General features: G+C 60.6%; 14 protein-coding genes. 9 read left to right on the top strand and 5 right to left on the bottom strand.

Annotated elements, in window-relative coordinates:
* Positions 1-7: 7 nt before the first annotated feature.
* The 4 genes from ACP7AL_RS02165 to ACP7AL_RS02150 are packed head-to-tail and all read right to left on the bottom strand — an operon-like array spanning position 8 to position 2,029.
* Complete coding sequence (locus tag ACP7AL_RS02165) at positions 8-811, bottom strand: sulfite exporter TauE/SafE family protein (RefSeq protein ID WP_425988315.1); 804 nt, start codon at positions 809-811, stop codon at positions 8-10.
* Positions 811-1,254 carry a DUF6691 family protein gene (locus ACP7AL_RS02160; protein ID WP_425988312.1) on the bottom strand — a complete coding sequence of 148 codons (444 nt, stop codon included), beginning with the start codon at positions 1,252-1,254 and terminating at the stop codon, positions 811-813. The genes ACP7AL_RS02165 and ACP7AL_RS02160 overlap by 1 nt, the downstream gene beginning before the upstream one ends.
* A 2-nt stretch (positions 1,255-1,256) precedes the next feature.
* Positions 1,257-1,682 (bottom strand): YeeE/YedE family protein, encoded by a 426-nt coding sequence (locus ACP7AL_RS02155; RefSeq protein ID WP_425988309.1) that lies wholly within the window; start codon positions 1,680-1,682, stop codon positions 1,257-1,259.
* Entirely contained in the window at positions 1,679-2,029 is a 351-nt protein-coding gene (locus ACP7AL_RS02150; RefSeq protein WP_425988306.1) for an ArsR/SmtB family transcription factor, read from the bottom strand. The genes ACP7AL_RS02155 and ACP7AL_RS02150 overlap by 4 nt, the downstream gene beginning before the upstream one ends.
* A gap of 568 nt (positions 2,030-2,597) precedes the next feature.
* On the opposite strand from ACP7AL_RS02150, the gene ACP7AL_RS02145 reads away from it, so the two are divergent.
* From ACP7AL_RS02145 to ACP7AL_RS02105, 9 genes are all read left to right on the top strand, one after another.
* Positions 2,598-3,329: a L,D-transpeptidase gene (locus ACP7AL_RS02145; RefSeq protein WP_425988303.1), complete on the top strand. Its 732-nt coding sequence runs from the start codon at positions 2,598-2,600 to the stop codon at positions 3,327-3,329.
* Entirely contained in the window at positions 3,329-5,413 is a 2,085-nt protein-coding gene (locus ACP7AL_RS02140; protein ID WP_425988300.1) for a protein-disulfide reductase DsbD family protein, read from the top strand. The genes ACP7AL_RS02145 and ACP7AL_RS02140 overlap by 1 nt, the downstream gene beginning before the upstream one ends.
* Positions 5,414-5,423: 10 nt before the next feature.
* A complete protein-coding gene (locus ACP7AL_RS02135; protein ID WP_425988297.1) occupies positions 5,424-6,053 on the top strand; it encodes a DsbA family protein in 630 nt (209 codons plus the stop codon).
* Positions 6,054-6,649: 596 nt separating this feature from the next.
* The gene (locus tag ACP7AL_RS02130) at positions 6,650-6,826 is read left to right on the top strand and encodes a hypothetical protein (RefSeq protein ID WP_425988295.1); all 177 of its coding nucleotides are present in this window, start codon (positions 6,650-6,652) and stop codon (positions 6,824-6,826) included.
* Positions 6,823-9,276: an AAA family ATPase gene (locus ACP7AL_RS02125; RefSeq protein ID WP_425988292.1), complete on the top strand. Its 2,454-nt coding sequence runs from the start codon at positions 6,823-6,825 to the stop codon at positions 9,274-9,276. The genes ACP7AL_RS02130 and ACP7AL_RS02125 overlap by 4 nt, the downstream gene beginning before the upstream one ends.
* A 418-nt stretch (positions 9,277-9,694) precedes the next feature.
* Positions 9,695-10,138 carry a tol-pal system-associated acyl-CoA thioesterase gene (ybgC, locus tag ACP7AL_RS02120; protein ID WP_425988291.1) on the top strand — a complete coding sequence of 148 codons (444 nt, stop codon included), beginning with the start codon at positions 9,695-9,697 and terminating at the stop codon, positions 10,136-10,138.
* Between the two features lie 71 nt (positions 10,139-10,209).
* Positions 10,210-10,599: a YbgC/FadM family acyl-CoA thioesterase gene (locus ACP7AL_RS02115; protein ID WP_051472496.1), complete on the top strand. Its 390-nt coding sequence runs from the start codon at positions 10,210-10,212 to the stop codon at positions 10,597-10,599.
* Between the two features lie 96 nt (positions 10,600-10,695).
* Positions 10,696-11,163 carry a DUF1348 family protein gene (locus ACP7AL_RS02110; RefSeq protein WP_425988289.1) on the top strand — a complete coding sequence of 156 codons (468 nt, stop codon included), beginning with the start codon at positions 10,696-10,698 and terminating at the stop codon, positions 11,161-11,163.
* A 22-nt stretch (positions 11,164-11,185) separates the two neighbouring features.
* Positions 11,186-11,743 carry a TetR/AcrR family transcriptional regulator gene (locus ACP7AL_RS02105; RefSeq protein ID WP_425988286.1) on the top strand — a complete coding sequence of 186 codons (558 nt, stop codon included), beginning with the start codon at positions 11,186-11,188 and terminating at the stop codon, positions 11,741-11,743.
* Positions 11,744-11,837: 94 nt separating this feature from the next.
* On the opposite strand, the gene ACP7AL_RS02100 is transcribed toward ACP7AL_RS02105, so the two are convergent.
* Positions 11,838-12,482, bottom strand: a complete 645-nt coding sequence (locus ACP7AL_RS02100; protein ID WP_425988284.1) for a glutathione S-transferase C-terminal domain-containing protein — start codon at positions 12,480-12,482, stop codon at positions 11,838-11,840.
* Between the last annotated feature and the right edge of the window lie 65 nt (positions 12,483-12,547).

The raw sequence follows: 12,547 nt of genomic DNA, 5'->3' as shown, positions 1-12,547 counted from the left end.
TCTCTTTTCATGCCACAGTCGATGGTTGCCCGAAGCCTTTGGCCACGACGTAGACTCCAACCAGGATGACCAGGCTCGCGAAGACAAGGGTAAGCGCCCGCTTCCGGGCGCCTAGAATCTTCCCGATCCGGACACCGACCACGCCCCCGGCGAGACCACCGAGAACGAACAGGCCGGCCATGGGCCAATCGATGAGGCCCGAGACCGAGTAGCTCGCGGCCGTTGCCGCGCCGAAAGCGCTCACGGCGAACAGCGACGTCCCGATGGCGTTCGATAACGGCATTCCGGTCGCCAGCATCAGGCCCGGCACGATCAGAAAGCCGCCGCCGATCCCGAAGAACCCCGAGAACAATCCGACGGTGAATCCTACGCCGATGAGAAGCGGAGCGAGCTTGCCGGCGGACTCCGTCGTCAATCTGACGTCGGGATCGCCTTCCGAGGACCGGGGCCGCAGCATGAGCAGACCGACGACGACCATCACCAGTCCGAACAATGCCAGAAGCCTTTGACCGTCGACCGCCTTGGCCGCCGTCGAACCGCCGAAGGCGCCAACGACGCCCGCCGCCGCGAAGACGGCGGCGCAACCCCATTTGACGTTTCCGTTTTTCCAGTGCGAGAGCAGGTTTCCCGCCGCACTCGCCGCGACGGCGACCGCGCTGGTGCCGATGGCCACATGCGGGGACCTAACGCCGACTACGTAGACCAGCAGAGGCACTGCGAGGATCGAGCCGCCGCCGCCCACCAGGCCAAGCACGATGCCGACGACACCTCCCGAAACGAGGGTGAGCATGCTGGTGACGACATCCGGCATCACGCATCGACCGCGCGCGAAGAAGATCCTGCCTTGCCGGACGGAAGAGCGGCGCAAAGACCCATGCCCGCGAGCATGGCGACGACGAACGCCAATACTTGCCAGAGACCGAGCGGCAGCGTGGCCACCGCAGGGCCCGGGCACAGGCCCACCAGGCCCCAACCGACTCCGAAAATGGCGGCGCCTCCTATCAAACGGGCGTCGAAATCCCGGCGACTCGGTATCTCCAATTTGTCGCCGAGGACAGGAATACCCCGGCGTTTCGCCACGGCGTATCCGATAGCGGATGCGGCGATGGCGCCGACCATCACCAAAGCGAGGCTCGGATCCCATGACCCGGTGACGTCCAGAAATGCCAGCACCTTCGCAGGATTCACCATCTGCGCGACGTTGAGCCCGAGGCCGAAGAGGAGTCCGGCGGCGAATGCGGAGAGGGCCAACATCGCTATTGTCCGATCAGGTGACGGGTGACGAGCACCGTAACGACGGCGGTGATCATGAAGACGCCGGTCGCGACCAACGATCTCGGAGATCTGCGTGAAAGGCCGCATACGCCGTGGCCGCTGGTGCACCCTGATCCCAGCCGCGTGCCGAAGCCGACGAGTAACCCTGCGACCACGATCACGCCCGCGGAGGCATCGAACGTGACAGGAGGCAGCGGACCGAAGATGACGCCATAGAGGAGGGGCGTCAGCAATACGCCGACCACGAAGGCCCCCCGCCATGAGACCTCTCGGAGGTCGCGCTGAAACAGGCCCGCCACGATTCCGCTGATGCCTGCGATTCTTCCGTTGAGGATCAATAGGAGCGACGCGGAAGCACCAATCATCAATCCGCCCGCGAGGGCCGATCCTGGAGTGAATTCGGTCATCGGAGCGCTCCCCGTGGCTTACGGGCTTTGCGCGCGGTGCGGCAGAACAGGTCGTGAAGCGTCGCGAACAGCTTTTCGATGCGAGGGTCGGCGATGCGGTACCAAACCGTCTGGCTTTCCTTGCGGAACGTGACGATGCCCTCGTCGCGCATCTTCGAAAGGTGTTGGGACAATGCCGACTGGCTTATGTCGACGGCGTCGACAAGAGAGCCCACCGTCGCTTCGCCGTATTCTACCAGCTTGCAGAGGATCATGAGGCGCCGCTCGTTGGCGAGCGCGCTCAGTATCCCCGCGACCTCCGTCGCGTTCTTCTGGAAGTCCGCGAGATTCTTGGCATCGGGAACCATCGTCTTTGTCCTCATTAGTAATTTCTAAATTAGGTAATGCTTATGTGATTGGCAAGCGTGGAACACGAAGGCATCACGGACTGGTGATTTGCCAGTCGCGCTCCAGCTAGAGAAGAAAGCAACAATGCACCCGAATCCTGCCCATGCCATCGGAACCGCGCCTCGGCGGACGAGCTTGTCTCGTTTGCTGCTGGCCGTGCTCTGCATGGTGGGCCTGTGTGCATCCCTCCTGCAGCCCGCGTCAGCACGGGGCGTCTCAAAGGCGGAGATCGCTGTCCAGACGGCGTTCTTGAAGAATCACGCCGTCAAAGGCGGAAAACCCTGCCAGCGGATGGTCCCGGGTGCCGTCACGTCGTGCAGCGCAGGCGCCATGGTCGGACTCGAAGCAATGAGTTCGGTAGTATTTGCTCCCCTGCATACCGATGCAGGATTAGCGTCCTTCACCGACATGACGCTCCATGTGCAATGGATCGGCGTTCCTCAGTTCAGGCCTCCCCGGATCGGCGCGTAACGTCGGCAGCTTCGCGCTGACGCTCTTATTGCGTCCATAGATCCCTGGAGAAATCTCATGACATCGCCGTTAGCCGCATTCCGTGCGGCGGCGCATCCGTTGATGCGCGTCTTTTGCTCGGCCGGATTGACCGTTCTGTTGGCTGCCTGCAACCAGGCGACGTTGCAGCAGGCGTCCTTTGCGACACCGCCTCAACCGCAGTATGCGGGCCTTACCGACGGCGCCGTTCGCATCCCCGCGATCGAAGCTGAGTCCATCGATCCGAAATTCGTCAAGCAGCGCGTGCGCTATGCCGCGAGGTATCCTGCCGGCACCGTCGTCGTCGATCCCCATGCCAAATTTCTGTATCTGGTGCAGGAAGGCGGCTTCGCTCTCCGCTACGGCGTGGGCGTGGGACGCGAGGGCTTCGGATGGACCGGAACGGCTGACATCCGCCGCAAGGCGCAGTGGCCGACCTGGACCCCGCCTTCTGCCATGGTCACCCGGCAACCCGAGCTCAAGCAATACCGTCAGGGCATGGCCGCGGGAATCGCGAACCCGCTGGGAGCGCGGGCTCTCTATCTTTACCAGGGCGGCAAGGACACGCTCTACCGTATCCACGGCACCAACGAGCCGGAAAGCATCGGCAAGAACGTGTCGAGCGGATGCATCCGGCTGTTGAATCAGGATGTGATCGATCTTTTCAACCGCGTGCCCGTCGGATCCAAGGTCGTCGTTCTCTCCGAGGCTGAATCGCGTTCGACCTCGTCGGTCGCAGCCGGGACGTCGATCACAGCGGAGGTGCGCTGATGAGGACGAACATCCGATTGTTCACCGTCGTCGCCGTCTTCGTCTTCTTCGCATCCGCCGCATTTGGCCAGACCTTCACGCCTCCGGCAGCGCAAAAGCCGGATATCAGGGCCGACCTCACGGTGGGCGGTTCGACGGCGGCGGCCCCAGACGAGACATGGTTGGGGGTCCATCTCAATCTCGGGCCGGGTTGGAAAACTTACTGGAAATCGCCGGGCGACGCGGGCCTGCCGACCGAGTTCGACTGGTCCGGTTCGTCGAACCTGGTCGAGGCGGAGGTGCAGTGGCCTGCGCCGTCCCGGCTCTCCATTCTCGGGTTCGAAACGGTCGGGTACACGCATGAGGTACTCTTTCCGGTTAGGATCAAGGTTCGCGACCCAAACGTCGCGACGCACATCCGCCTCAAGCTGGCTGTTTACGCCTGTAGCACCATCTGCGTCCGCGACGAGCGAGTACTCGACGCCACGATCCAGCCGGGAGCGGGCGGTCCATCCCAGGCCGCCATCGACGCATGGCGTTTGAAGGTTCCGGGGGCCACGTCCGACGTGCTGTCTGTTCTCTCCATCGAACGTTCCTCTACGGGCCCCGCGTCGTTGCGGATCGAGGTCGCCTCAAGCAAGCCTCTTCTCGCACCCGACGCCTTTATCGAGAGCGATCCTCCGCTGAGCGGAGACAAGCCGGTCGTGACGTTCGATCATGGCAACCGCGCGACGCTCACCGTCGATCTGCCAGGCGAGACGGCTGACAGCATCCGCAATCGGCCGGTGACCGCCACGGTGGTATCCGACGGCGGGTCCGTTCTGGCGGTATCGCCCGCGTTGCAGGCCGGTGGGGAAGCAGGCTCGGCGGAGTCCGTTGATCCCCGGCCGGGGTCCACCCCGTCAACTTTGCTCGCACTCATCGGCATCGCGCTCGCCGGCGGTTTCATCCTGAACCTGATGCCGTGCGTATTTCCGGTGCTCTCGCTGAAGCTTCTATCCTTCGTTCACGGCAGCACGGCCGACAAGAGACAGGTGCGCAGGGGGTTCACAGCGACGGCGGCCGGCATCCTCCTGTCGTTCCTAGCTCTTGCGGGCGTGCTGGCGGGCATGAAGGCAGCAGGCGCAAGCGTCGGCTGGGGCATTCAATTCCAACAGCCGATGTTCCTGGCGGGAATGTCGATCGTCCTGTCGCTGTTCGCCGCCAGCCAGTTCGAACTCCTTCATCTCGCTGCGCCATCCGCGCTGCTGACGAAAGTGAGCGGGATCGCGGGCGGGACGTCCACGACGTCGCATTTTTTCAGCGGTTTCGTGGCGACCCTCCTCGCAACGCCGTGCTCGGCTCCTCTTGTCGGAACGGCCGTAGGTTTCGCGTTGTCGCAGGGGACTGGCGAGATTCTGATCATCTTCGCATCCCTCGGCATCGGCATGGCGTCGCCATATCTGATCGTTGCCGCGTTTCCTGGGATAGCGAAGTTCATCCCAAGACCGGGGCCATGGCTGGCTGGTGTCAAACGGGTTTTCGGAATCGCGCTGCTGGCGACGGCCGGGTGGCTCCTGATGGTTCTCGGCGAGGTCGCCGGAACGACACTGGCTATTTCGATCGGCGCATCGTTAGCCTCGGCACTCGCCGTCCTCGGCCTGGCGAAAGGGGCGCCACTCAGGATGGTCGCGGGGGCGGGTGCGGCGATCGCGGTCGTCATTGCAGCTCTTGCCGCTTTCACACCGGAGCATCGATCGCCCGCCCAGCAGATTCCTTGGCGCACGTTTTCGGCCCACGAAGTGCAGTTGCTTGTCGCTGCAGGTCGCACGGTGTTCGTGGATGTCACCGCGGACTGGTGCATAACCTGCAAGATCAACAAGGCTCTTGTGATCGACGGGCAGGAGGTCGCGGGGCGGCTCTCCTCGGACGTGGTGCCCCTGCGCGCCGACTGGACCAAACCGGATCCGGAGATCGCGCGGTTTCTCAACAAGTACGGTCGCTACGGAATTCCCTTCAACATCGTCTTCGGCCCTGCGGCTCCTGACGGCATCGTGCTTTCCGAATTCCTTTCCACATCGTCTGTGTCGGCTGCGTTCAATGACGCGGCGGCACGTTCCAAATAGAGGTCACACCATGAAGAGAATAATTGTCGCCATCGCAATTAGCGTCACCATCGGAAGCTTCGTCGGCCTTTCAACCTTTGCTTCGGGGGAGAGCGCCGATGCCTTCCGGGAAAGCGTCTTGCGCGACCCCGACGTTCCGTCAATGGGCAATCCGCAGGGAGACATCACCATTGTCGAGTATTTCGACTATCAATGCCCGTACTGCAAGAAAGTCGCTCCGGAATTGGTCAAGATCGCCAAAGAAGATGGAAAGCTGCGTATTGTGATGAAGGATTGGCCGATCTTCGGCCCAGCCTCGCAATATGCGGCGAAGATGGTCCTCGCGGCCAAATATCAAAACAAGTACCATGAAGCGCATGCCGCTCTCATCGGGGCCACCACGAAGCTGAGCGAGCAAATCGTCCAGGACCTACTCTCGAAGGCCGGCATCGACGTCGACCAAGTCGTCAAGGATATGGCGACGTACCAACCTGCCATCGAAGCGCTGTTGGCCCGCAACAATGAACAGGCTGAAGCGTTTGGTTTTCAGGGGACTCCGGCCTTCATCGTGGGGACGTTCCGTGTTCCTGGCGTGCTCGATGCGGCTGGTTTCAAACAGGCCATTGCGGACGCGCGGGCCGCGGCACGCAAGAAGAAGTAGACGCGGTTAGGGGGCCCACGCCGGCGGGCCGACCTCTACGACGCGATCATGGAGGGTGCGGTCTGGCGCGTCCGTAGGGGAAGTGAATTCTAAGGGCGGTGGGGAGGGGGTCGGTGGGTAGGTAGAGCGATTGACTGATGGTCGGACGGAGGGGAAGCTGCTCTTAACTGATTTAGCGCGGAGGTGTTAGATCATCGACTGAAACCGCTGGCATTTTGTTGCGGTCGGTGGAGCGGAATCCGTCGACTTCGGGACACAAGACTGGTACACACAGCGTCATCGGGCTTGCAAGAAATGCCTGATTTTATTGGGTTTCTGTGAACAGCGTGGCAATCCCTCCCTCTCCGCCAGCCTGAGGCCTAACAGTCGGCTTCGACCGTCAAATAGCCACCATCAGCGAATGTCGGTATCGGTGGTTGCGTCTCCGTAACCAACCGACATCCGGGCTCAATTTCCGGCGTCCAAGGCCATTTCGGGGCGCCCGTCTCCCGTTCCTGGCGAGTGCAGAATAGGATAGAATTCGGATGCCACACCGGCCGCCGTTCCGTCGGCTGGGCCAGTTGGCGTGAGCGCCCTTCACGACGATCGAGGTTTGTGTGGCTACGCTTCAGCAGACAATTGCGAAGAAGTTTCTCGACAATCTTTCGGGCAGCGATGCCGTGAATGCCAGCCGAATCGAGCAGCTGCGCAAGCTCCTTGCGGACGGCAAAAAGGTGAAACCCGAGGACTTGGTGAAGATTTTTACGGCTGCCGAAGACGGTGACGTGAAGTGATCAAGCTCGAATCGGCTCACATCGAAGAGGTCCGGGGAATCCGAAAGCTAGATATCAATTTCGGTAAGGGCACATTCGCGATTTCCGGGCCGAACGGCTCTGGCAAGAGCGGCGTGATCGATGCCATCGAATTCGGGCTGACCGGGCAGATAGGCCGCCTAACGGGCCGAGGCACAAAAGGCCTGTCTGTTGCCGAACACGGTCCCCACGTCGACAAGACCAAGTTTCCGGACGCCGCGTTCGTCGAGCTCAAGGTGTTCATTCCGTCCTTGGGGAAATCAGCGAAGATAACGCGAAAGGTCTCAGCGCCGCGGAAACCCAAGATCGTTCCCGCCGACGCGGATATCAAAGCTGTGCTTGATGAGACCGCCGATCATCCTGAAATCACGCTTTCCCGCCGCGAGATTCTCCGCTTCATCCTCGTCGAACCGGCCAAGCGGTCCGAAGAAATTCAGACGATCCTGAAGCTTGAGGAGATCGGCCAGACGCGCGGGGCGCTGAACACGGCGCAGAGCAGGCTACAGACAGCTCACAAAATTGCTGCAGGACAGGTGCAGGCGAGCCGCGACACGCTGCAGCGTCACCTTCGGATCGCGACATTTCAAGCAGCTGAACTCCTTGCTGCCGTAAATGAAAGGCGCGTCGCGCTCGGCCTTACGCCAATCGAAAAACTCACTGCCGTTACTAAGCTCGATGCGGGCCTGTCCGAGACGGGCAAAGCGCCAGAGTTTAACAAGGCTTCGGTACTGCGCGATTTGAAGGCTCTGACCGAGGCGCTCGGCTTATTGCCCAATGCTGGCAAGGAGGAAGTGGCGTCCATTCTTTCAAGCATGGCACGCCTTGAAAGCGATCCGGCATTGCTCGACGCCTTACAGCGGCGCGCCCTGATCGAAAAGGGTCTCGACCTCATCGACGGCCCCGACTGTCCCCTGTGCGACCGCCCTTGGGACGATGAAGAGCACCTTCGCGATCACCTGAAAGCGAAACTCGCGAAATCGGAGGAGGCGGGCAAGCTACAGGGGGAACTGCTAAAGAGCGGAAGCGACCTTGCGCGGTACGTTGTCCGACTGCTCGCCCTTCTCGGACCACCCCTGAAAGTCGCATCCGGCGAAGGCGATGCTGCTTGCGCGAATCTGATCACGGCCTGGACTACGAACCTTGAAGAGCTGAAAGCTCAGCTCATCTCGATGGACGGCCTCATGGGCCTGAAAGACCGTCTGGCCAGCGGCTGGTCCGCCACGCCGAAGGCCCTTCCCGCCGCTTTGAAAGCCCTCGCCGGCAAGATTGAGGCAAAACCCGATCAAAGCGCCACGGTCGAAGCGCAGACATTCTTGACGACGGCTCAGCTCCGTCTTAATGACTATCGCGAGGCGATGCGGAAAAACGAAGCGGCGAAGATCGCGAGCGCCTCGGCACAAGAGGCATATGACGCTTATTGCCGTGCGATGGAAGATGAATTGAATGCCCTGTATGAAGCCGTGCAGGAAGATTTCAGCGAGTTTTACAAGGCCATCAACGAAGACGATGAAGTTAGGTTCACGGCGAAGCTGACGCCGAGTGAGGGCAAGCTCGACTTCAACGTAAACTTCTATGAGCGGGGTCTTTTTCCGCCCGGAGCCTATCATAGCGAAGGCCACCAGGACGGGATGGGGGTTTGCCTCTACCTCGCGCTAATGAAGAGGCTCTTTGCGGACCGCTTCACCATCGCGCTGCTTGACGACGTGGTAATGTCGGTGGATTCAGCGCATCGCTATCAATTCTGCAAGCTCCTTAAGTCTCAATTCCCCAACACGCAGTTCGTGATCACGACCCATGATCGGCTCTGGGCCGAGCAAATGAAATCGGCGGGCCTTGTCACTGCCAAGACCTCCCTGGCTTTCCATAGCTGGACGGTCGACACCGGTCCGCTTGTCGAGTCGAACACCGAAATCTGGGACGAGATCGCCGGGTCCCTGGCCAAAGGTAAAGTTGACACCGCAGCGGCGAGCCTTCGTCACCATCTTGAATACGCATCGCGCCACATGGCGGACCAACTCGGAGCGAGACCGGCATTCCGCGCTGACGGGAATTATGAGCTGGGAGAATTGCTGCCAAGCGTTCTGTCCCGCATGAAGGATCTTTATGGCAAAGCAGCCGAGTCGGCTCAGTCATGGAGCAATGCTGCGGCCAAGGAAATAGCAGGCACCCGCAAGACGACGCTCTCCAGCTCGTCTGGGGCGATGAATGTCGAACAATGGGCGGTGAACAAGGCGGTCCACTACAATGAGTGGGCTAATTTTGGAAAGAGGGACTTCGAGCCGGTGGTCTCTGCGTTCCGCGAACTTCTTGACTGCTTTCGGTGCAACGATTGCCAATCGTGGCTCTATGTGGCGCCCAAAGGAATTCCAGAATCGCTGCGCTGTCCGTGCAGCGGGACGAACATGAACCTCAAGGTGAAGCCGAAGGGATGACGCCTCTCCGCCACTTAGTTAATGATCCGGAAAAGTACTTCTTTCGGCGTGAGTGTCTCTTCGTCAGGTTCCGGCAATGTATACTTTTGATATGAGTGACCGATCTGTAGGGTCACGGAAGAGAAGATCGCCGCATTCACGCAGGCGATGCGGGCGAATGCCCTGAACGGCGACATGCTTTCCGGCGGGCCGTCGTGTCGGTGGTTGCGTATGATTCCCTCCCTGGGCACCAACGCTTCGCGACACTTTGTCTGGCTGGCCGCTATTGATCCCCGGCAAAGTGCATGCCGCATTCACACGGCAGGGCGCTGGAGCTTCCGACTGCAGGAGCCAAGCCCAAGAGTTTTGGCGCTTGCTCAGAAAAGCGCCTCTGTGCAAGACAATTGGTTCTCGGAACCGCAATAATGGGAATCGCAATGTGACAGCCTCTCTTGACGGCGAAATTCGCGACGGACGCCATCAGATGCAGGTCCGCGTCTATTTTGAAGATACAGACTCCGGCCAAATTGTTTATCACGCGAATTTTTTGCGCTTCATGGAACGCGGCAGAACGAATTACTTGCGCCTGCTTGGAACCAATCAGCACGCGCTGCTCCAAGAAGCGCGGAACGGTGCGCCCGGCTTTACCTTTGTTGTCCGTTCGATGACAGTTGATTTTCTAAAGCCGGCGGTCTTGGACGACGTGCTTGACGTCGTCACGCTACCGCAAGAGGTGAGAGGCGCGTCCATTACCTTGCTGCAGGAATGCAGGCGCGCAGACGATCTCTTAGTCACGGCGCGTGTACGCGTAGCCTTTATCTCAGGCGGAAAAGCACAGCGCATCCCGAAGGCGCTGCGGCTTGCTATGGAAGACCATAGGTAAACCTGCTCGCCATTCGCGCCTTAGCCGTCCAGCGACCCAATGAAAGCAACCCGTTAGGCTTCTGTTGCGACATCGTCAAACCAGTGTTCACCGGCATCGTCTATCACGCCAATTACCTGCGCTTCATGGAGCGCGGCCGCACCAACTACCTGCGGCTGCTCGGCGCCGACCAGCATGCGCTGTTCGCGGAAGCACAGAACGAAGCGCCGGGTTTCGCCTTCGTGGTCCGCTCGATGCAGATCGAATATCTCAAGCCCGCGCGAATGGACGACGTGCTCGATGTCGTGACGGTGCCCGCCGACATCCGGGGCGCGTCGATCACGCTGGCGCAGGAAGTCAGGCGCGGCGACGATGTGCTGGTCGAGGCGCGGGTCAAGGTCGCGTTTGTGTCCGGCGGCCGTGCCCGGCCGATTCCGAAGGCGCTGCGCATCGCCATGAAGGCCGACCAGGACGCGGCCTGAGTTTCCCTCACTTTACTGCGATCTTTTGGCTTGGCGCTTGACGGATTGTGCTGACTGGTACAGGTTGTACCTATCGGTACAAACAGGAGTTCTCCCATGTCGCGTCCGCCCCTGCCACCGTTTACAAGAGAAACCGCCGCGCAAAAGGCGCGCATGGCGGAAGATGCCTGGAATTCGCGCGACCCGGTCAAGGTCTCGCTCGCCTACACCGAAGACAGCATCTGGCGCAACCGTTCGGAGTTCTTTCAGGGCCGCGCCGCGATCGTCGAATTCCTCACGCGCAAGTGGGCGAAGGAACACGAGTACCGCCTGATCAAGGATCTGTGGGCGTTCGATCAAAATTTTATCTCTGTGCGTTTCCAGTACGAGTGGCATGACGATGCCGGACACTGGTTCCGGTCCTATGGCAACGAAAACTGGGAATTCGACGAACACGGCTTGATGAAGCGCCGTGAAGCCAGCATCAACGATGTCGCGATCAAGGACAGCGACCGCCGCTTTCACTGGCCCGCGCCGGGGCCGCGGCCTGCGGACGTTCCCGGCCTTGCGCCGGTGCCGAATTGAGCCCGGCCGGCGCGGACTGGCAATGGCAAAGACCGAAGCTGCACGCGGAAACATCTTGGCCTCGCTGGCCGAGGTGTTCCGCGCGCACGGCTATGAGGGTGCGACGCTCGCGCTGATCTCGGATGCGACTGGCCTCGGCAAGGGCAGCCTCTACAATTTCTTTCCCGGCGGAAAGGAGCAGATGGCGGACGAAGTGCTCGCCTCGATCGATCGCTGGTTTGCCGACAATATCTATGCGCCGCTCCGCACCGCGTCCGATCCGGTGAAGGGTATTGCGGATATGTATGCCGCGGCGGATGACTATTTCCGTTCGGGGCAGCGGGTCTGTCTCGTCGGCGTGGTCGCGCTCGGGGCGTCCCGCGATCTGTTCAGCGAGAAGGTGAAGGTCTATTTTGCCGGGTGGGTCGATGCACTGGCCGCCGCACTGCGCCGTCACGGCGATGACAAGAGCGCCGCCCGCCGCAAGGCAGAGCATGCGGTGCTGGAAATCCAGGGTGCGTTGGTGCTGGCGCGCGCCTTCAATGATGCGAAAGTGTTTTCGCGTGCGCTGAAGGAATCGGAGCGGCGTTTGCTGGATTGATTGTCCGTCATTGCGAGCGAACCGAAGCAATCCACTCTTGCAAAAATGGATTGCTTCGTCGCAAGTGCTCCTCGCAATGACGAGACGTCTTCCGTTACGCCGCAGCCTTGTGACGCGCGATCTCCGCCTTGTAGAGTTCGAACTCCTCGGCAAGAGCCTTCATCACGCTCGGGCGCGTCTTGAACCGGGCCAGGTAATCGTTGATCGCGGGCCACTTCGTCAGGTCGATCTGCGGCGTCGCCATGGTCCAGTTCAGGATGGTGCCAAGATAGGCATCGGCGACGCTGAAATGATCGAGCAGGAATTCACGGCCTTCGAGATGTTTGTTCAGGACATCGAGCCGCGAGAGATACTTCTCCAGCACATAGCCCTTCATCTCCGCCGGAGCATTCCGGTCGAGCAGCGGCAGGAACAGCCCCTTGTGCAGTTCGGTGCCGATGAAACATAGCCATTGATGCAACCGGCTGCGCTCGATGCCCGCGCCTGATCCGATGCCTGCATCGGAAAAGTGATCGGCGACATACTGGAGGATCGCCGCGTTCTCGGTGAGAACGAGACCGTCGTCGGTGCTGATGGTCGGCACTAGGCCGAGCGGGTTCACCGAGAAGAAATCGGATTCGTCCTGAAGCACCTTCTTGGATTTCGGATCGACTTCCAGATAGCGGGCGTCGGCGCCGGCTTCGTAGAGCGCGATGCGAGTTGCCATCGAACAGGCGAGGGGCGAGAAATAGAGCTTCATGGTGCGTCTCCTTGTTGAAACCGGGCCGTCCTTGATTTTTATACCGTTCCGCATAAATTAAATGC

Source organism: Afipia sp. DC4300-2b1, from assembly GCF_049895725.1.
Lineage (GTDB): Bacteria > Pseudomonadota > Alphaproteobacteria > Rhizobiales > Xanthobacteraceae > Afipia > Afipia broomeae.
Note: the sequence above shows the minus strand (reverse complement) of the source record. Positions and strands in the feature narration are given on the sequence as shown.

What these genes read in the sequence shown, in the direction of transcription:
- ACP7AL_RS02110 (WP_425988289.1), top strand. Translation starts at nt 10,696, where the DNA reads ATGTCGCGTCCGCCCCTGCCACCGTTTACAAGAGAAACCGCCGCGCAA.
- ACP7AL_RS02155 (WP_425988309.1), bottom strand. Translation starts at nt 1,682, where the DNA reads ATGACCGAATTCACTCCAGGATCGGCCCTCGCGGGCGGATTGATGATT.
- ACP7AL_RS02140 (WP_425988300.1), top strand. Translation starts at nt 3,329, where the DNA reads ATGAGGACGAACATCCGATTGTTCACCGTCGTCGCCGTCTTCGTCTTC.
- ACP7AL_RS02100 (WP_425988284.1), bottom strand. Translation starts at nt 12,482, where the DNA reads ATGAAGCTCTATTTCTCGCCCCTCGCCTGTTCGATGGCAACTCGCATC.
- ACP7AL_RS02150 (WP_425988306.1), bottom strand. Translation starts at nt 2,029, where the DNA reads ATGGTTCCCGATGCCAAGAATCTCGCGGACTTCCAGAAGAACGCGACG.
- ACP7AL_RS02165 (WP_425988315.1), bottom strand. Translation starts at nt 811, where the DNA reads ATGCCGGATGTCGTCACCAGCATGCTCACCCTCGTTTCGGGAGGTGTC.
- ACP7AL_RS02105 (WP_425988286.1), top strand. Translation starts at nt 11,186, where the DNA reads ATGGCAAAGACCGAAGCTGCACGCGGAAACATCTTGGCCTCGCTGGCC.
- ACP7AL_RS02160 (WP_425988312.1), bottom strand. Translation starts at nt 1,254, where the DNA reads ATGTTGGCCCTCTCCGCATTCGCCGCCGGACTCCTCTTCGGCCTCGGG.
- ACP7AL_RS02135 (WP_425988297.1), top strand. Translation starts at nt 5,424, where the DNA reads ATGAAGAGAATAATTGTCGCCATCGCAATTAGCGTCACCATCGGAAGC.
- ACP7AL_RS02145 (WP_425988303.1), top strand. Translation starts at nt 2,598, where the DNA reads ATGACATCGCCGTTAGCCGCATTCCGTGCGGCGGCGCATCCGTTGATG.